The sequence below is a fragment of the Pseudomonas syringae pv. tomato str. DC3000 genome (genome assembly GCF_000007805.1).
GTDB classification, from domain to species: Bacteria; Pseudomonadota; Gammaproteobacteria; order Pseudomonadales; family Pseudomonadaceae; genus Aquipseudomonas; species Aquipseudomonas avellanae.
The window spans coordinates 2,042,683-2,060,892 of the sequence record NC_004578.1 but is presented as its reverse complement, the minus strand read 5'-3'; the positions used below and the strand labels follow the sequence as shown (position 1 = coordinate 2,060,892).

The window sequence follows — 18,210 nt, the reverse complement described above, 5'->3', positions numbered from 1 at the left end:
TGTCGTTTTGCCAGTCCAAGCCAAAGATGAAGACCAGAAAGAAGGAGTCTGCAACTCCTCTGCATCATCTCATTTGAAGGACCTCCGTGATGGCCATCAGCGTCTTCGACATGTTCAAAATCGGCATCGGGCCGTCCAGTTCCCATACTGTCGGGCCGATGCGTGCCGGGGCACTGTTCGTGACCGAGCTGCGCAACCAGAACCGGTTGCATAGCGTAGAACGTATCGAGGTGCGATTGTACGGTTCTCTGTCGGCCACGGGCATCGGTCATGGCAGCGACCGTGCGACCGTCATGGGCCTGATGGGCGAATGGCCAGACCAGATCGACCCCAGCCAGGTCAACCAACGCATCGACGCCTTGCGCGCCGACAACCAGCTGATGCTGGCGGGCGAACAGGCCATCACCTTCGTTTGGGAGCGGGACATGTGCCTGCTCGACGAAAGCCTGCCCTACCACCCCAACGGCATGACCCTGTGCGCCTACGGCAAGACCGGTGAAGTGCACGAGCAGACCTACTATTCAGTGGGCGGCGGTTTTGTGATCGATGCCGAACAGGCCGCCAGCGGCGTGCTGGACAATGACACCACCGTGCTGCCCTACGATTTTTTCAGCGGCGCGCAGTTGCTGAAACTGTGCAAGACCCACGGCATGAGCATTTCCGAACTGATGATGGCCAACGAGAAGGTCTGGCGCAGCGAGGCAGAAATTCGCGAGAAGATCATGGTCATCTGGACGGCAATGCGCGCCTGTGTGGACAAGGGCCTGCTGGAAACCGGCATTCTGCCGGGCGGTTTGAACGTGCGTCGTCGCGCTTATCGCCTGCACCAGAGCCTGCAAAACCTCGACAACCCGAACGTGATCGGCTCGACCCTGAGTGCCATGGAATGGGTCAACCTGTTCGCCCTGGCGGTCAACGAAGAAAACGCCGCAGGCGGGCGCATGGTCACCGCGCCCACCAACGGCGCGGCCGGTATCGTGCCTGCGGTGCTGCATTACTTCATGAAGTTCAAGCCCACGGCCAATGACGACGATGTGGTGCGCTTCTTCCTGAGCGCCGCAGCGGTCGGCATTCTGTGCAAGAAAAATGCGTCGATCTCGGGTGCCGAAGTGGGTTGTCAGGGTGAAGTCGGCTCGGCCTGCGCCATGGCCGCCGCCGGGCTGGCGGAAATTCTCGGTGCGACCCCCGAGCAAGTCGAAAACGCCGCCGAAATTGGCCTGGAACATAACCTGGGGCTGACCTGCGACCCGGTCGGCGGGCTGGTGCAAATCCCCTGCATCGAACGTAACGCGATTGCTGCCGTGAAGGCCATCAATGCCGCACAAATGGCCCTGCGCGGCGACGGCGAGCACCACATCTCGCTGGACCACGCCATCCGCACCATGCGCGACACCGGTGCGGATATGCACGACAAATACAAGGAAACCTCACGCGGCGGGCTGGCGGTGAACCTGATCGAGTGCTGATCGGCCCAGGCGTTTACTGATTCAACAGCGTCGAGCCCGAATAGAAAATCCCGCCCAACGCGATCAGCAGCAAGGTCACGCTGGAAACGATTTCGATCTTGCGCTTGTACTTCAAGGCCAGTTTCTGACGCATGAGGAAGATGTAGGCGAACAGGATCGACAGGTCAATGATGATCCACAGCACCGACAACAAAGCGATGCTGCCCTTGAACGACTCGGTGACGTGGATGAACTGCGGGAAAAACGAGACGAAGAAGATAATGTCCTTAGGGTTGGAAATCCCTACCAGAAAGCCGGTCACCAGCCCGCTGTGCCGGCTGCGCGCAGGCAACGGCGCTGGCGCGGCTTCGGGCTGCGACGGGGCGTAACGCAACGCCTGCTCCAGCGCCTGCACCGACAGGTAAGCGATAAAGAAACAGCCGACCAGACTGATCCAGTTGAGCATGCTGACGCTCACCGACAACGTGCCCGTCAGGATCAATGCCGCGACCATCACCAGCACCAGCGACGCCCAGTTGGTGCCCAGCGCCGTCAACATCGCGCGTTTGGGCCCGCACGCCAGGCTGGTGTTGACGATCAGCGCCACCACCGGGCCCGGGGTGATGATCAGCATGAACACGCTGAACATGTAAATCAGCAGCAACGATATATCCATGGGTACTCAACGCTCGTTCAAATGGTCAGTCTTGTCGACTTTGATGTGCAGAGGGCAACGGGACAACGCCAGCCCGCCCTCTTCATATAACTGATACTGCTTCCATTCCAGGCTGCTGCGATCACCGAAAAAGCCCAGTGTGTCGGGCACTACCCCGTTGTTGTAATCGGCGATGCGCTGACGAATCTTTTCCCTGACCTTGCGACCGCTTTCCGTCTCGGCGCTCGCTACTTCGTCAAAGTTCTCCCGAGGGTTGACCACAAACACGATGTGCCCACCCAGCGAGCGGCTTTTCATGGCGCTGTGACGGGGAAAGCTCATGTTGATGAACATCGGCAGCCCGGCGAAGTGATAAGTCCATTCGAACACCTCAGGGTCTGTGCAGGCCTTGGCTGGCCAGGGCGATCGGTCGCCGTCATGCAACTGTTGCAACGTGGCCCACGCATAGGCCTGTTCTTCAGCCAGGCTGTTGAAATCGTTTTTCTCGAAAATGACAATCAGCGGGTTGAACAGACGGTCTTCAAGGGGCGTGTCGTTGACGAACTTCACGTACTCTTCCATGCCGTCACGAAGCGCTTGTTGCTCATGTTCACAGGGGATGAACAGCAGCAGACAACTTCCGGACTTGTTGGCACGGCGTCCAAACAGGCAAGGGAACCCCTTGTCACTCAGCACCTGTTCAAATTGCCTGTAAGCCTGAACCCTCCAGCCCATTTCCAGGGCGGTGTCACTTTCCAGCAAGTGCCTTACAACGGATTGACGCAACAGCATTTCGGACTTGGGCAGCATATTCCCTCACGCACGCAGCAGATAAGAACACCGCCTTATTGTTTAATTTTTACGACAGTGGATGAACAGGCGATTCTGACCGCAGGCGCGTGCGCGGAAAAATGGAAAAAGGTGTAACCTACTATGACAAATAATCATGGTTAGTTATCACATGACTGAACGTATCCCGCCGCTTTACGCGCTGAGAGCCTTTGAAGTAGCGGCTCGATCATGCTCGTTTACGCGTGCTGCGCAGGAATTGTCGCTGACCCAGAGCGCCATTAGCCGCCATATTCGTACGCTGGAAGAAACCCTCGGCTGCCGATTGTTCGAGCGCAATGGCCCACGGCTTTCGTTGAGTGACGAGGGGCGGCGGTTGTCGAGTCAGCTCAAGATCGGCTTCCGGATCATCGAAGACGCTTGTCAGCCCTTCCGGGGTCAGGGCGCGAATTTGCGCCTCAAGTCACCGTCTACCCTGACCATGAGATGGTTGCTGCACGCACTGGAATCCTTTAAACGACCCGCGCCCGCCCTGCCGGTCCAGCTTTCCAGCGTGTGGATGGACTTTGACAGCGTGGACTTTTACTCGGAGCCGTTCGACTGCGCGATTCTGCTGGGCAATGGCAGCTTTGGTGCCGAGGTGGAAACCTGCAAGCTGTTCGATGAATGGCTGATTCCGATCTGCTCGGCAGACACTTTGGGCGATCAGCCGTGGGGAACGGAGCGTTTGCAGGCGGCTGAACTCATTCATCCGTCCAGTGACCGTCGCGACTGGCGGCGCTGGTTGAACCGGATGGATCTGGCCGGTCAGGTGACATTGAGCAAAGGCAAGGTGTTCGACACGCTCGATCAGGGCATTACGGCTGCTGTCAGGGGGCATGGGGTGTCGATTGGCGATCTGTTTCTGGTCGCTGATGACCTGAACGAGGGGCAGGTGTTTTTGCCGTTCAATGCGGCGGTTGGCACCGGGGACGCCTATTACCTGGTCTGGTTGCAGGACAGTTTCAAGCGCCAGCGGGTACTGGAACTGCGTGACCACCTGCTGACCTGCCTGCCGGACATCTCCAGTATTGAAGTGCAATTGCTCACTGCGCCTTGATTTGCCGCCTACCGCCAGCGTTATAGATAAATCTGAAGACCCCGACAATGCGAGCTTCTGCGGGAGGGTGTGCGACCGGGGCGGCGGTCCGCATTGTTCGCAAATACGGTAGTTCAAACGATACACTTTCGCTGAATGCACTGGCGCTTTCGTGAACAAGTTCACTCCCACGGCCTTCGGCCAGAAGCAGAAGCAGATTTTGCTCACCTGGCATTGATTCGCCGCGGCTCGCTAGCGTCATGCACACATCTAACTGACTATCGTGCCGATGCTGCGCGTCGGCATGCAGTTCTGGACGCTCTGCGTCCTCTTTGTGGCGCTCCGCGTCACATAGCGGTTTTGCGAGGTCAGTTGCAGGCATGACGTTGTGCTGCAACATAGATTTGACGCGCTGCGCGCTCAAGATCAAGCGCGCAGGCAAGCCATTTAACTCAACTCACCGGCAAACACTGCTCCACCAGCGAAGTCCAGACCGCGACACCCGGCTCAATCACCTGGTCGTTGAAGTCGTAGTAGGGGTTGTGCAGCGCCGCTGACGGTTTTTCGCCATCGACGCCCATCCAGATGTAGGCACCCGGACAGGCGTGCAGCATGAAAGCGAAGTCTTCGGAGGCCATGGAGGGGTTGCAGCCCCACTGCACGTTGACTTCGCCCACGGCCGCAATCGCTGCACGGCGAATCGTGGCGGCGGCTTCGACGTGGTTTTCGGTCACCGGGTAACCGACGTTGTAGACCAGTTCGCCACGTACGCCAAAAGCCGTCGGCAGACGCTCGACGAATTCGCCGATCAGTTGCTGGACCTTTTCGCGCACCGGCGTTTGCAGGCAGCGCACGGTGCCGCGCAACACCGCGGTTTCCGGTATTACGTTGATGGCCTCGCCGGCATTGAACTGGGTGATGCTGACCACCGCAGAATCCAGTGGCGACAGGCGCCGGGAGACAATGGTTTGCAGCCCCAGTACCAGCTCGGCGGCGGCCACGATCGGGTCATTGCCCTTGTCCGGCATGGCCGCATGGCTACCTTTGCCGGTCAGGGTGATTTCGAAGGTGTCCAGCGACGCCATCATCGGCCCGGGATTGATCACCACCTTGCCCGCTGGCACGCCTGGCCAGTTGTGCAAGCCGTAGATGGATTCCATCGGGAAGCGCTCGAACAGACCGTCTTCGATCATGCGTTGCGCGCCGCCAAGGTTTTCCTCGGCAGGCTGAAAGACGAAGTGCACGGTGCCGGCGAACCGGAGGGTTTCCGACAGGTGCCGGGCGGTGGCGAGCAGAATCGCCGTGTGGCCGTCGTGCCCGCAGGCGTGCATGCAGCCCTTGTGGGCCGACTTGTGCAGGCTGTCGCCCAGCTCCTGAATCGGCAAGGCGTCCATGTCGGCACGAATGCCGATAGTCGGGCCCTCGCCGTTGCGCAAAGTGCCGACCACGCCGGTGCCGCCCAGCCCACGATGCACCTCAAGGCCAAAACCGGTCAGCAGCTCAGCCACTTTGTCGGAGGTTTTCAGCTCTTGAAAACCAAGCTCCGGTGCAGCGTGGATCGTGCGGCGCCAGACGGTTGCTTCGTCAATCAGTGTCTTTGAAATAGGCATTTACTTACTCCAGGCTCGCGCCGTAGCCAAAACTGGCGGCCGGCTTGGCGGCGGTTTCGACCCAGACGCTTTTCACTTCGCTGTACTCGCGCAAGGCATCCAGACCGGAAGAGCGGCCATAACCGCTTTCACCATAGCCGCCGAAAGGCGAACTGACGTGAATAGTCTTGTAACCATTGACCCAGAACGTCCCGGCCCGCACCTGTTTGGCGACTCGGTGAGCTCGGCCGACGTCGCGGGTCCAGACGCCACCGGCCAGGCCGAAGCGGCTGTCGTTGGCAATGCGGATCGCGTCTTCTTCGTCCTTGAACGCAATAGCCACCACCACCGGGCCGAAGATTTCTTCCTGCGCGCAATGCAGCTCGTTGGTGCCTGCCAGCACGGTCGGGTTGATGTAGTAACCAGGTCTGTCCGGGATCGGATCAGCCTGCTCGCCAACCAGTTTTGCACCGTCTTTCAACGCGCGTTCGACCATGCTTTTCACATGGTTGTACTGCTTGGCGTTGTTGATCGGGCCGATCTGGGTTTCCGGGTCGCCGGGGTCGCCGACCTTGAATTGCGTGGCGGCTACGGCCAGCGCATTGGTGAATTTCTCGAAGATCGATTGCTGCACCAGCAAACGCGAGCCCGATACGCAGCTTTGCCCGGCACCGGAGAAAATCGCCGCCTGAGCGCCGCGCAAGGCGACCTCCAGATCAGCGTCGTCGAACACGATATTGGCTGATTTGCCGCCCAGTTCCAGCACCGCCGGAATACAGCGCTGCGCCGCTGCCACGGCAATATGCCGACCGGTCGCTGGCGAACCGACGAACACCACTTTGCGGATATCGGCCTTGGCAATGAACGCCTGACCGATGGAATGGCCGAAACCGGCAATCACGTTGACCAGCCCTTTGGGCACGCCCGCGCGCTCGATCAGCACGCCGACTACCAGCGAGCTGAGCGGCGTCAGTTCCGACGGTTTGAGGATGACTGCGTTACCCGCCGCAATAGCTGGGGCAATCTGCCACCCGCAGGTGAAAATCGGCGCGTTCCACGGCGTGATCTGCAACACCGTGCCCAGCGGTTCGTAGGTGACGTAGTTGAGGTGCGTGGTCGGCACCGGAATAACCTCGCCGTGCAGCTTGTCTGCCCAACCGGCGTAATACTCGAACATCTCGGCGACTTTGAGCACTTCGACGCGAGCATCACGGATCGGCTTATTGGCGGTCAGGGACTCGATCTGCGCGAGGTTTTCCTGCTCTTCACGAATCAGATTGCCCACCTGATACATGGCACGGCCCCGCGCCTGGGCAGTCATTGCCCACCACTGTTGCTGCGCCGCTTTAGCAGCCTTGTCGGCCACTTCGACCAGCGACTCATCGGCATCCGGAAAGCTCAACAGCAGGCTGTCATTGTGGGCATTGCGCACTTCAACCGGCGCGCCGTGGCCTTCGATGAAAGCACCGCCGACGTAGCTGGCGATGACACTGCGATCGCCCCAGTAAGGGCGCATCAGTTCGAGGATAGTTGCAGTGCTCATCGGTTATTCTCCATGACCGTAAAGGGTGGCATCGGTGCGTTGCACGATGGCGCAGAAGTCTTCGTTGTCCGCCAGGGTCTCGCTGCTGGCTTGCCACAACTGCGCGACCACGCGCGACAGCGGCAGGTCCATGTCGAGGCTGTCCGCCAGGTCGCTGGCCAGGCCCACGTCCTTGCGCATCAGGCCCATGGTGAAGCCCGAGTCATAGGCTTTGTTGAGCACCCAGGTGGGGAACATCACTTGCGTGGCACCGCTACGGCCGGAGCCGGCGTTGAGGCCTTGCAGGAGTTTTTCCGGGTCGACGCCCGCGCGCGCTGCCATCGCTACGGCCTCGGCGGTGCTGATCAGGTGGCAGGCGGCAAGCATGTTGTTGGCGATCTTGGCCACGTTGCCCGCGCCGCATTGCCCGACATGCACCCGCGTGCCGCTCATGCCTTCCAGCACCGGCATGGCGCGGGCAAGGTCGGCATCTTCAGCACCGATGACCATCGACATGGTGCCGGTGGCAGCACCTTTCGGGCCGCCCGAGACCGGCGCGTCAATAAACGCGATGCCGGTTTTCGCCAGTTCGGCAGCCACCTTGCGGCTCATTTCCGGCGTCGAGGTGGTGGTATCGACCACGATCAGCCCCTCGTGACCCCATTCGCTGATGCCGCCTGCACCCAGACACACCGACTCCACATGCTCGGCCTTGGGCAGCGACAGGATCAGGATGTCCACGCTCTGAATCAGTTGCTTGCGCTCGGCAACCGGCTTGACGCCTTTGCTCTCGGCCTGGGACAGCGCAGCCGACGACAAGTCGAAGCCACTGACATCAAAGCCCTTGCTCGCAAGCGTCGCGGCCATGCCACCGCCCATGTTGCCCAACCCGATCACACCTGTTTTCAACGTCATGTCTGCATCTCGATTAGTTTTATAGGCGTTCAAGAAGGATGCCGGCAGCCCTGTGAAGGCTGCGATTTGCTGATGAACCGAGTATGGACAGCGCTCTCCCCTCTCAGCAATAATCCAAAAATCGAATTTATGTTGCCTTTAGCGCAACACAGGAAACCCCATGAGCCTCGTTCAGGATCGACGTATTCTGTATTTCTTCGAAGCGGTGCGTCTGGGCAGCGTCCGGGCAGCGGCTGACTATCTAAACGTCGCGCCGTCTGCGGTCAGCCGGCAGATCGCCCAGCTCGAACAGGAACTCGGCTCGCCGCTGCTGGAGCGCCATCGCCGTGGGGTCAAGCCCACGGAAGCAGGTGACAAGGTGCTGGCCTATTACCGCCAGCGGTTGACTCAGCAGGAAGTGTTGCTGGATTCGATTCAGGCGCTCAAAGGCCTGCACAGCGGCTCGGTGACGCTGGTGTCCGGGGAAGGCTTTCTTGAGAGTCTGGCGCAACCGCTGGCCAGGTTTTCCGAGCTGTACCCGCGAATCGAGCTGATCGTGAACGTCTGCGGCAGCAACGAGGTGATTCGTCAGGTGGTGGAGGATGAGGCTCACATCGGTCTGGTCTTCAACCCTGCCGCCGACCCGAAAATCCGCTCTCACGCGCATCAGCGCAAGCCGGTGTGCGTCATCACTGCGCCCGATCATCCGCTGGCTCAGGAGCAGAATCCCATAGCGCTGCAGGCGCTTGAGCACTACCGTGTCGCGCTGCCTGCCGTGTCTTACGGCATTCGCCAGATTCTTCTGCAAGCCGAGCATCAATTGGGCATCACGGTGCAGCCGACGCTGACCTGCAGCACGTTCGCCATGCTCAAGCATTTCGCCGTGCAGGGCGGCGTCACGCTGCTGCCGACCTTCGTTGTGGAGGTGTCTAGTCCTGAAATAGGTTTACACCTGTTTCACGCTCAAAACGCCCGATGCACCGCATCTGGCGTTTTGTATTTCAGGGATAAGTGTGGCCGCTCCCCATTGTAGATCTGCACCGATTCGTCAACCATTTTCACTGCATCTGCCAAGTCTTTAGGCCGATGGAGTAGAAACTCGGTCTTCAAAATCCCGTTTACTCGCTCGGCCATAGCGTTCTGATAACAGTCATAGCCATCAGTCATCGAGCACCGGATTCCATGCCTGGTATGCAGCTGCTGATAGAGATCGGAGCAGTACTGGGCGCCGCGATCTGAATGATGAATCAGCATCTGATCGGTTTTTCGCTCTCCTACCGCTTTTTCCAGTGCCTTCATCACCGATTGGGCATGCAGGCTCTCATGCACGTGATGGCCAACGATCTTACGTGAGTACGCATCTGTCACAAGGCTCACGTAGGCCACGCTTTCCTGCGTAGGCAGATAGGTTATGTCTGCAACCCAGACCTGTTCGGGTCCATTGGCCACGACTTGTTCTGGACCTGCTTTGAGCAGGTTGGGGTGGCGACGGAAGCGATGATGGCTATGAGTGGTCTTGTGATAAGCCCGTTTACGCGGAACCAGCTCGCGCGCACCACGAAGGATAGTAAACATACGATCTCTACCCACGCACGACGACGCAGGAGCTTCGACGCTCATCAAGTAGTGCAGCTTGCGCGTTCCCAACTTGGGCTGGCGACGCCGCTTTTCCAGGACGAAGTCCACCACCTCTTGGTCTTGGCAGACTCTCGCGTCAAAAGCGCGATTACGCTTGTAATACGCTTGTAATACGCTTGGCGCGAAATACCCATGAACAGGCAAGCCCTGGTAATGCTCAGGTCTTGGATTTGCCCTTGCGAGAGGACTTGCCGGGTGGCTTTTTTACGACAGAAACGCCGTAGTCATTTTTCAGAACGTTGACGACGGCTTCAAAGAACTGAGCCTTCTGATTGCTCAGCTCCAGCTGTTCTTCAAGCTCTTTAATCCGCTGCTCGGGTGTCGGCGGGAGGGTTGGCTCGGTCATGGACCTGCTCCTCTGCTCTCGAATTGATGCGCCTTGGCTCCAATCCTGTCGACCGTGCTTTCGTAACCAGACCAGCACCGTCGACCGGCCTTGGATGCCATAGCGTCGTTGGGCTTCTTTATAACTCAACTCGCCTTTTTCAACCTGATCTACGACCGATAATTTAAAGGCTAGCGTGTAATCGCGCTGGCTGCGCCTTTTACCCGAATCCATTGAGTCCTCCTGAGGAAAGGTCAGAAGGTGTAAACCTTATTCAGGACGGGACAAGGAAGAAATAAAGGCCGGTAAATTGCGCGCGCTGCCGCTGCAGGATGAAGTCTTCAGCAGCCCACAGACCCACCTGATCAGCCGCCTGGGCCGTCAGCTCAGCGTCGGTGCCAATCGCCTGATGGGCATGCTGTTGCAGGACATGACGGCGTTTCGTAGCTGACGACGCCGTTAGTCTCGCTTCAGCCAATCGCGCTGAACCATCAAAAATCCTGTGGTTCCTCTTTAGTAACGGATCAGAACGTCTGGTGCGATTGAGGATTAATCATGAGAGCTCTGACTTACCACGGCGCCAACAGTGTCAAGGTCGACAGCGTCCCAGACCCGGAACTACAAGAAGCCGACGATATCATCCTGAGAGTCACCGCCACAGCAATCTGCGGCTCAGACCTGCACCTTTACCGTGGCAAGATTCCGACGGTCGAGCATGGCGATATTTTCGGCCATGAGTTCATGGGTATTGTTGAAGAAACCGGGTCGGCAGTGACCGCAGTGCAAAAAGGTGATCGCGTGGTGATCCCTTTCGTCATCGCCTGCGGCAGCTGTTTTTTCTGCAACATCGACTTGTTCGCCGCCTGTGAGACCACCAACACCGGGCGTGGCGCAATCATGAACAAAAAGTCGATTCCGCCAGGCGCGGCGTTGTTCGGCTTCAGCCACCTGTATGGCGGCATTCCTGGCGGCCAGGCTGAATACGTGCGCGTGCCCAAGGCCAACGTCGGCCCGTTCAAGGTGCCCGGCACCCTGGCTGACGAGAAAGTGCTGTTTCTCTCCGACATTCTGCCCACTGCGTGGCAAGCGGTGACCAACGCCGGGATTGGTCCGGGATCGAGCGTTGCTATCTATGGCGCTGGCCCGGTGGGACTGATGAGCGCGGCATGCGCAAAAATGCTCGGTGCCGAACGTATTTTCATGGTCGATCACCACCCGTATCGCCTGGCCTATGCGCAGAAAACCTACGGTGTGATCCCGATCAACTTCGATGACGACGATGACCCGGCCGACACTATCATCCGCCAGACGCCCGGCATGCGCGGCGTCGATGGCGTGGTGGACGCAGTGGGCTTCGAGGCCAAAGGCAGTACAACGGAAACCATTCTGGCGACACTGAAACTGGAAGGCAGCAGCGGCAAGGCTTTGCGCCAGTGCATCGCAGCAGTCAGGCGCGGCGGAGTGGTCAGTGTGCCGGGGGTTTATGCGGGGTTCATTCACGGCTTCATGTTCGGCGATGCCTTCGACAAGGGCCTGACCTTCAAAATGGGCCAGACGCATGTGCACCGCTTCATGCCTGAATTGCTCGAGCATATTGAAGCGGGCCGACTCGCACCTGAAGCCATCATCAGCCACCGCATGTCACTGGAAGATGCAGCGAAGGGTTACAAGCTGTTCGACAAGAAGGAAGAGGACTGCCGCAAGGTCATTCTGACGCCTGGTGACAACACCATTGTCGTGCCTGACACGCAAACCGAAGCGCTGGTTGGGGGTGTCGTGCCAGCGATGTGAGGCGCATGCACGGCGCTGCGTCGCCCTCTCAAGATCGGACGCAGAGCGTCCAGAAGTGCGCTACCACGCAGAGCGTGGGAGCGATAGCCCCTTGGGTATCGTTCCCTACGCTCCAGCGCGGGTATGCAGTTCTGAACGCCCATCACCGGCTCAGGTAGGCAAATCGCCCTTTGAACGGTTTGCCTACAGGATCTGCCAAGTCGCCATGCTTGCTGGTACTCAGCCCCAGTTCTACCAGTGATTCGGCCAGTTTCACCGCCGCCGCCACACCATCAATCACCGGCAAACCAATCGCTTCGCTCAGTTGCCTGGCAAGATCCGCCATGCCGCCACAACCAAGCACGATTGCTCCAGCCCCCTCTTGATCGCGGGCGATGCGTGCCTGTTCGGCCATCGTTTCGATCAGTTCCGGCCCGCTTTCTTCCAGTGCCAGCACCGGCAGGTCGATACAGCGCACCGACGTGCACAGCTCGCTGAAGCCGTAACGCTGCAACAAGTGCTCGGCAATGATTCGTGTCCGGGTCAGCGTTGTGACGACCGCAAAACGGGTGGAAATCAGACTGGCCATGTGAAAGGCCGCTTCGGCGATGCCGATGACCGGCGCGCGGGCGTATTCACGCGCAGCCAGCAGGCCGGGGTCGCCAAAACAGGCGATGATGTGCGCATCGACCTGCTGCTCGCGGCCCTTGCGCACTTCTTCCAGCACACCAAGGGTGGCGATGGCCTCGTCAAAGTGCCCTTCGATGGACACCGGACCATCGGCCGGGCTGCAGGCGATGATCTGTGTGCCTGGACGCGCCACGGCTTGCGCCGCCAAGCCAATCTTGCGGGTCATGGCTTCGCTGGTATTGGGGTTGATCACTTGAATACGCACCGGAACTCCTTCAGCGCTGCTTGAAAATGCTATGAAAATCCACTGTTTCGCTGACCGGTTCATCCACGTTCAGGCTGGCACGAATACGCCGCAAGTGCTCGGCCATCCATTCGCGCGCCGGCTCGCCCTGCCCGGCTTCGAGCAGCGCCAACAAGTCCACATGGTCGCCGCAATCACAGCCCACGCTGCGCCGCGAGCCATACACCGCGACGACCAACGAAGAGCGCGTGGTGAGCTGCGCGACCTGTTCGGTCAACACCTGATTGCCCGCCAGCGCGCACAGTTGCACATGAAAACGCGCCGACAACTGAATGGCTTCGCTGTGTCGGCCAGCACGTTGCGCCTCGTGCTCCTGATCGCAAAGCGCACGCAGTGTCTCAAGACGCTGGCCACTGACCCGTGCCGCGATATCCGCCATCAGCGCCGGTTCGATCAGTTGCCGGGCGCCCAATACATCCTGCGCTTCCTGCGCCGAGGGCTGCGCCACTTCAGCGCCGCGCTTGGGACGCAAGGTCACCAGCCGCTCCAGCGCCAGCCGTTGCAAGACCTTGCGAATGCCGGTCCGGCTGATCTCGAAAACCTCGGCCAGCGCGTCTTCCGGCAACCGCGTGCCCGGTGCCAGCCGGTGCTCGACGATGGCTTCCAGCACATGTTGATAAATCTGTTCGTCCCGGCCTTTTTCATCGGCAGCGGGCGTGAGAAACAAAGGAGCGCTGGAAGGTCGGGTCATGGCGTCACATCGTATTGGCGGTACAGATCGTATACAAGAATAGTGCCCGATGCCGCGCCTGATGAGTAGCGCTTTTTCAATGCAGCAATAAACGTCCCACAGTCTAAAATCCACAAAATCGCACCGCTAACGAGCAAAAGCGCCCTGTTTACGTGCACTTCACTGGCAAGGCCAACCTGCCTGATACAACAGCGCTTGCTCCGAAGATGGCCAGCCCGCAACGTCTGCGTTCATTTCAAAACCGGTAAAAATCGTCTGGCACAGCTTTTGCGTACACGATCGTATACAAAAATACCGTCGATCGTACCCCGATCCCGTCATGACTCAGCGAGGGAGTAATGCAATGACAGACCAACGCCCGGCCGGATACAGCCCGCGCCTGCACAACGACGACCTGGGGCCGGTGCCGCAGAAATGGACCTGGTACAACATTCTGGCGTTCTGGATGAGCGACGTGCACAGCGTCGGCGGTTACGTGTTCGCCGCCAGCCTCTTCGCGCTTGGCCTGGCCAGTTGGCAGGTGCTGATCGCCCTATTGGTCGGTATCTGCATTATTCAGGTGATTGCCAACCTGGTCGCCAAACCCAGCCAGCAAGCCGCCGTGCCCTACCCGGTGATTTGCCGTCTGGCCTTCGGCGTCTTCGGCGCCAACATCCCAGCCATCATTCGCGGGCTGATCGCTGTGGCCTGGTATGGCATTCAGACCTACCTGGCGTCCAGCGCCCTGGTGATTGTGGTGCTGCGTTTCTTCCCGGACCTGGCCGCGTACCAGAGCGTGACCTTTCTTGGCCTGTCGTGGCTTGGCTGGTTCGGTTTTCTCGCGCTGTGGGTGGTGCAGGCCGCGGTATTCTGGACCGGCATGGAGTCGATCAGACGCTTCATCGACTGGGCCGGCCCTGCCGTTTACGCCGTGATGTTCGCGCTGGCTGGCTGGATCGTCTGGCGTGCCGGCTGGGAAAACATCAGTTTTACCCTGGCGGAAAAAGAGCTGTCTGGCTGGGCTGCGTTCGGCCAGGTGGTCATGGCCATCGCGCTGGTGGTTTCGTATTTTTCCGGGCCAACCCTGAACTTCGGTGATTTCAGCCGCTATTGCCGCAGCATGGCGGACGTGCGCCGGGGCAACTTCTGGGGCCTGCCGGTGAATTTTCTGGCGTTCTCGCTGGTGACGGTGGTGATTGTCTCGGGCACCCTGCCGATCTTCGGCGAAATGATCCACGACCCTATCGCCACCGTCGCACGCATCGACAACACCACGGCAGTGCTGCTTGGCGCGTTCACCTTTGTAACCGCCACCGTCGGCATCAACATCGTCGCCAACTTCGTCTCCCCGGCCTTCGATTTCGCCAACGTGGCGCCCAGCCGCATCAGCTGGCGCGTGGGCGGCATGATTGCCGCCGTGGCGTCGATTTTCATCACGCCCTGGAACCTGTTCAACAACCCTGAGGTAATCCATTACACACTGGACGTGCTGGCAGCCTGCATCGGCCCGCTGTTCGGCATCCTGCTGGTGGATTACTACCTGATCAAGAAACAGCAGATTGATGTCGACGCGCTGTTCAACGACACGCCGAGCGGCCGCTACTGGTACACCAACGGCATCAACTGGATTGCCGTCAAAGCCTTGCTGCTGACGGCGCTGGTCGGCCTGTGCTTCACCTTCATCGAGTGGTTCAAGCCGATTGCCAATTTCGCCTGGTTCACCGGCTGCATCCTCGGCGGTGCGCTGTTTTATGCAATGACCCGCTGGTCGCCCGTGCAGTCGGCGAACATGCCGACACCCGTCGCCCAGAGCTAGACGCAGCAGCAGGCGCCAGCCGCTTGAATCGCGCTGGCGCCCGAACGCTGTCCCCCTGCCCGTCAACAACCGGACCCAGGGCGGATACACCGCCGCCCGGATCACCCGCAAACGCAACGCCCGCTACGACGTAAACCCCCGCCTGTCTTGAAGATCACACAACGGCACAGCTGAAATGATATTAATTTAATATCACCCATCACCCGAACCCCCAGAATGATTGTGTGTCCCCGAACGGCAGCACAGACGTTCGTAAAAAATAGAATAAATTTTGTACAACTTTCAGGCCGCAGCGCTGCCCTAACACTGATGCTTTGCGAACCAAGCGTTCAAGTGGGTTGATAGTAATGAGCAATGATGTTTCCGGCGGCAGATCGTTTGCCCCTCAAGTACCCCGTCCCTCGGCGCATGAAGCTGCTGAAAGGCTGCAACTCGCCCTGGATTCAGGCGCGGTTGCCGGCACGTGGGTGTGGGACATCATTGCTGATCAACTGACCGGTGACGAGTGGTTTGCCCGCACATTCGGTTTGTGCCCCAAGCTGTGCGCCAAAGGGTTGCCGCTGGCGTTGGTGACCGCGTCCATTCACCCGGACGACGCGCTCAGGGTCGACAAGGATATCGAGGAGGCGCTGTCCAACGGCGATACCTATCGATGCGAGTATCGGGTGCTTCATCAGGACGGTGTCTATCGCTGGGTTGAAGCCAGTGGCCGGATCGAGCGTGATGTTCAGGGCAAGCCGATTCGCAGCCCTGGTGTGCTGCTCGACATAGACAGCCGACGCACTGCCGAGGCAGAGCGAGACCGTCTCAACGAACTGCTGCAGATATTCACCGCTGCCGTCCCGGGTGTCGTGTATGCCAAGGATCTGGAAGGCCGAATGCTCGTCGCCAACCGTGGCACCGCCGAACTGGTCGGCAAGCCGCCGGAATTCTTCATCGGCAAGACCGATCTGGAGTTTCTGGATGATGAGCAACAGGCGCGCGTCCTCATGGAAACTGATCAGCGGATCATGCAGAGCAACGTCAGCGAACAGATAGAAGAGAAGGTCAATCTGGCGGATGGCTCCGCTGCAATATGGTTGTCCACCAAGGCCCCGCTGCTCGATCGCAACGGCGACGTTATCGGCCTGATCGGCTCTTCCATCGACGTAACGGCACGAAAGAAAGCCGAAGAAGCGGTCAGGGAACTCAATCAGACACTGGAACAACGCATCGAGCAGGCCGTTTTCGAGCGTGAGCAGATCGAGGATGCCCTGCGCCATTCGCAGAAGATGGACGCCGTCGGGCAATTGACGGGTGGCATCGCACATGACTTCAACAACCTGTTGGCCGGTATCTCGGGCAGCCTGGAACTGATTACCAAACGACTGGCTCAGGGACGCGTCAGTGACGTGGACCGTTATGTGTCAGTCGCCCAGGGCGCGGTGCGTCGCGCAGCTTCACTGACTCACCGCCTGCTGGCCTTTTCCAGGCGCCAGACCCTGTCGCCGAGAGTGACCGACGTAAACGTGCTTATTCATGACATGGAAGAAATGATCGCGCGCACGGTCGGCCCGGAAATAGACATCAAAGTGGTCGCCCAGAATGATCTGTGGCCAGCCTTGATCGACCATGCCCAACTGGAAAGCTCGCTGCTGAACCTGTGCCTGAATGCCCGTGATGCGATGCCCAATGGCGGGCACATCGTCATTGAAACCGCAAACGCTTCGCTCGCCGAGTGTAACGACCCGGACCACGGCATTCCTGCCGGTGAACACCTGAGCATCCGTATTACCGACACCGGCAGCGGCATGAGCCCGGCGATAGTCGCCAAGGCCTTCGAGCCATTTTTCACCACCAAACCCATTGGTGCAGGTACCGGCCTGGGACTGTCGATGGTGTATGGTTTTGTACGCCAGTCCGGCGGGCAGATCCGGGTTGAATCGGTCGAAGGCCAGGGCACCAGCGTGGTGATGCACCTGCCGCGCCATACGTCCGAAAGCACTCCGCGCGCGGCCGAACCCGAAGTCTTCGAAGAGCCGGCGCATCACACCGGTGAAACCGTACTCATCGTCGATGACGAATCCTCCGTGCGGATGCTCGTTGCCGAAGTGATTACCGGGCTGGGCTTCAACTGCCTGGAAGCAGCCGATGCTCAGGCCGGGCTGCAGATTCTGCAATCCGACGCCCGCATCGACCTGCTGATCAGCGACATAGGGCTGCCGGGTGGTATGAATGGCCGCGAAATGGCCGATGCCGCAGGCGATTGCCGACCCGGTCTGCCGACATTGTTCATCACCGGCTACGCGAAAAGCTCCGTGCTGGACGACTGCCACCTGCGGCCCTGCACGCAAGTATTGACCAAGCCATTCGGGCTGGACGCGCTCGCCGGACGAGTCACCGGGCTGATTGGCGCTGACGCCGTGGCACGGGGTTATCAGTAGGGTGAATCCGACCACGCCAGACGGTCGCTATTTTGTGGTCAAGGAACAGCTCTGGCGCTGCTCCAATCCTTCTTTGAGCGAAGACGTTCGTCAACGGCTGGTGGACGAACTGATGGCTGCGCGGCGCGCGGTCAAGAATGCCAAGGCTGGGGCAGATGATGCGGCATTGAAGACAGCTCGCGCCGGGGTCAACAAGGCCAAGGTCGCACTGGGGGAGCGCGGCGACGTCTGGTGGACCGACGGTGCCGAGGATTTCAATCGGCGCCAGGTCAAGAACACGCCGTATGCGCAGTGGTATGAAAGCCTGAATAATCCTCAAGCCTGAACCCGCCGGGCGATATTTCTATTCAGCCACTCATCATGCATTCATATGTCCTATCAGCATTGGTACTGAATGCCGAAAGGCTGTAGATATCAATCATCACGCTAACGTTTTAACGCCTGGTATGCAGCGTGTAACGTTGCATCATGCTCTACACGTTGCAGGACGATAACTCATGGACGATAACGTTATTACCGGTAACACCACGGATAGGTTTCTGCATTGCGCGCGCCTAACGGCAGACATAAAAACCTGTAAAGCTGGCTAATCACTTATTGCTTTTACGCGACAGCGCCTGTCCATGAGCGCATCGGTATTCATGTGCCTGTTTAGCCTGTTG

At 59.2% G+C, this 18,210-nt stretch carries 15 protein-coding genes and 1 pseudogene; 8 read left to right on the top strand and 8 right to left on the bottom strand.

Going from position 1 to position 18,210, the window contains the following annotated elements; translation table 11 throughout:
* The first annotated feature begins 89 nt into the window (after positions 1-89).
* Positions 90-1,466: an L-serine ammonia-lyase gene (locus tag PSPTO_RS09830; protein WP_011103750.1), complete on the top strand. Its 1,377-nt coding sequence runs from the start codon at positions 90-92 to the stop codon at positions 1,464-1,466.
* A gap of 13 nt (positions 1,467-1,479) precedes the next feature.
* Here the strand turns inward: PSPTO_RS09830 and PSPTO_RS09825 are convergent, their stop codons facing one another.
* Both PSPTO_RS09825 and PSPTO_RS09820 read right to left on the bottom strand, forming a co-directional pair.
* The gene (locus tag PSPTO_RS09825) at positions 1,480-2,121 is read right to left on the bottom strand and encodes a LysE family translocator (RefSeq protein WP_005616684.1); all 642 of its coding nucleotides are present in this window, start codon (positions 2,119-2,121) and stop codon (positions 1,480-1,482) included.
* A 6-nt stretch (positions 2,122-2,127) separates the two neighbouring features.
* Positions 2,128-2,910, bottom strand: coding sequence for a YqcI/YcgG family protein (locus tag PSPTO_RS09820; protein WP_024666576.1), 783 nt, complete (start codon positions 2,908-2,910; stop codon positions 2,128-2,130).
* A gap of 151 nt (positions 2,911-3,061) precedes the next feature.
* On the opposite strand from PSPTO_RS09820, the gene PSPTO_RS09815 reads away from it, so the two are divergent.
* Positions 3,062-3,988, top strand: a complete 927-nt coding sequence (locus tag PSPTO_RS09815; RefSeq protein WP_005767830.1) for a LysR family transcriptional regulator — start codon at positions 3,062-3,064, stop codon at positions 3,986-3,988.
* Between the two features lie 431 nt (positions 3,989-4,419).
* On the opposite strand, the gene PSPTO_RS09810 is transcribed toward PSPTO_RS09815, so the two are convergent.
* From PSPTO_RS09810 to PSPTO_RS09800, 3 genes are read right to left on the bottom strand one after another with little or no spacing between them, the layout of a single operon-like run.
* On the bottom strand, positions 4,420-5,577 hold the full coding sequence (locus PSPTO_RS09810; RefSeq protein WP_005767827.1) for a M20 aminoacylase family protein: 1,158 nt from the start codon (positions 5,575-5,577) through the stop codon (positions 4,420-4,422).
* Positions 5,578-5,581: 4 nt separating this feature from the next.
* The gene (locus PSPTO_RS09805; protein WP_011103748.1) at positions 5,582-7,099 is read right to left on the bottom strand and encodes an aldehyde dehydrogenase family protein; all 1,518 of its coding nucleotides are present in this window, start codon (positions 7,097-7,099) and stop codon (positions 5,582-5,584) included.
* Between the two features lie 3 nt (positions 7,100-7,102).
* A complete protein-coding gene (locus tag PSPTO_RS09800; RefSeq protein ID WP_005767820.1) occupies positions 7,103-7,993 on the bottom strand; it encodes an NAD(P)-dependent oxidoreductase in 891 nt (296 codons plus the stop codon).
* 160 nt (positions 7,994-8,153) lie between these two features.
* Between PSPTO_RS09800 and PSPTO_RS09795 the strand changes: the two genes are divergently transcribed.
* Entirely contained in the window at positions 8,154-9,005 is an 852-nt protein-coding gene (locus PSPTO_RS09795; protein ID WP_011103746.1) for a LysR family transcriptional regulator, read from the top strand.
* Here the strand turns inward: PSPTO_RS09795 and PSPTO_RS09790 are convergent.
* A protein-coding gene (locus tag PSPTO_RS09790; RefSeq protein WP_159229444.1) for an IS3 family transposase occupies positions 8,936-10,169 on the bottom strand; the annotation gives its coding sequence in 2 pieces (ribosomal slippage) (positions 8,936-9,809 and positions 9,808-10,169; 1,236 coding nt in all). The genes PSPTO_RS09795 and PSPTO_RS09790 overlap by 70 nt on opposite strands.
* Before the next feature lie 52 nt (positions 10,170-10,221).
* Between PSPTO_RS09790 and PSPTO_RS09785 the strand changes: the two are divergent.
* Both PSPTO_RS09785 and PSPTO_RS09780 read left to right on the top strand, forming a co-directional pair.
* Positions 10,222-10,386: pseudogene (locus PSPTO_RS09785) on the top strand (LysR family transcriptional regulator); the annotation flags it as partial.
* A 104-nt stretch (positions 10,387-10,490) separates the two neighbouring features.
* Complete coding sequence (locus PSPTO_RS09780) at positions 10,491-11,726, top strand: zinc-dependent alcohol dehydrogenase (RefSeq protein WP_005767816.1); 1,236 nt, start codon at positions 10,491-10,493, stop codon at positions 11,724-11,726.
* 142 nt (positions 11,727-11,868) lie between these two features.
* Here PSPTO_RS09780 and PSPTO_RS09770 read toward each other — a convergent pair whose 3' ends face one another.
* A complete protein-coding gene (locus PSPTO_RS09770) occupies positions 11,869-12,600 on the bottom strand; it encodes an aspartate/glutamate racemase family protein (RefSeq protein ID WP_005767814.1) in 732 nt (243 codons plus the stop codon).
* Positions 12,601-12,610: 10 nt separating this feature from the next.
* Positions 12,611-13,330, bottom strand: a complete 720-nt coding sequence (locus PSPTO_RS09765) for a GntR family transcriptional regulator (RefSeq protein WP_046463915.1) — start codon at positions 13,328-13,330, stop codon at positions 12,611-12,613.
* A 343-nt stretch (positions 13,331-13,673) separates the two neighbouring features.
* On the opposite strand from PSPTO_RS09765, the gene PSPTO_RS09760 reads away from it, so the two are divergent.
* From PSPTO_RS09760 to PSPTO_RS09750, 3 genes are all read left to right on the top strand, one after another.
* Positions 13,674-15,125: an NCS1 family nucleobase:cation symporter-1 gene (locus PSPTO_RS09760; RefSeq protein ID WP_011103740.1), complete on the top strand. Its 1,452-nt coding sequence runs from the start codon at positions 13,674-13,676 to the stop codon at positions 15,123-15,125.
* Between the two features lie 347 nt (positions 15,126-15,472).
* Positions 15,473-17,548 (top strand): hybrid sensor histidine kinase/response regulator, encoded by a 2,076-nt coding sequence (locus PSPTO_RS09755; RefSeq protein WP_011103739.1) that lies wholly within the window; start codon positions 15,473-15,475, stop codon positions 17,546-17,548.
* A gap of 1 nt (position 17,549) precedes the next feature.
* A complete protein-coding gene (locus PSPTO_RS09750; protein ID WP_005767805.1) occupies positions 17,550-17,873 on the top strand; it encodes a hypothetical protein in 324 nt (107 codons plus the stop codon).
* The last annotated feature ends 337 nt before the right edge of the window (positions 17,874-18,210 follow it).

Excerpts from the sequence above, each read along its gene's own strand:
- PSPTO_RS09755 (WP_011103739.1), top strand. The coding sequence starts at position 15,473 with ATGAGCAATGATGTTTCCGGCGGCAGATCGTTTGCCCCTCAAGTACCC.
- PSPTO_RS09820 (WP_024666576.1), bottom strand. The coding sequence starts at position 2,910 with ATGCTGCCCAAGTCCGAAATGCTGTTGCGTCAATCCGTTGTAAGGCAC.
- PSPTO_RS09825 (WP_005616684.1), bottom strand. The coding sequence starts at position 2,121 with ATGGATATATCGTTGCTGCTGATTTACATGTTCAGCGTGTTCATGCTG.
- PSPTO_RS09765 (WP_046463915.1), bottom strand. The coding sequence starts at position 13,330 with ATGACCCGACCTTCCAGCGCTCCTTTGTTTCTCACGCCCGCTGCCGAT.
- PSPTO_RS09830 (WP_011103750.1), top strand. The coding sequence starts at position 90 with ATGGCCATCAGCGTCTTCGACATGTTCAAAATCGGCATCGGGCCGTCC.
- PSPTO_RS09815 (WP_005767830.1), top strand. The coding sequence starts at position 3,062 with ATGACTGAACGTATCCCGCCGCTTTACGCGCTGAGAGCCTTTGAAGTA.
- PSPTO_RS09805 (WP_011103748.1), bottom strand. The coding sequence starts at position 7,099 with ATGAGCACTGCAACTATCCTCGAACTGATGCGCCCTTACTGGGGCGAT.
- PSPTO_RS09760 (WP_011103740.1), top strand. The coding sequence starts at position 13,674 with ATGACAGACCAACGCCCGGCCGGATACAGCCCGCGCCTGCACAACGAC.
- PSPTO_RS09795 (WP_011103746.1), top strand. The coding sequence starts at position 8,154 with ATGAGCCTCGTTCAGGATCGACGTATTCTGTATTTCTTCGAAGCGGTG.
- PSPTO_RS09810 (WP_005767827.1), bottom strand. The coding sequence starts at position 5,577 with ATGCCTATTTCAAAGACACTGATTGACGAAGCAACCGTCTGGCGCCGC.
- PSPTO_RS09800 (WP_005767820.1), bottom strand. The coding sequence starts at position 7,993 with ATGACGTTGAAAACAGGTGTGATCGGGTTGGGCAACATGGGCGGTGGC.
- PSPTO_RS09780 (WP_005767816.1), top strand. The coding sequence starts at position 10,491 with ATGAGAGCTCTGACTTACCACGGCGCCAACAGTGTCAAGGTCGACAGC.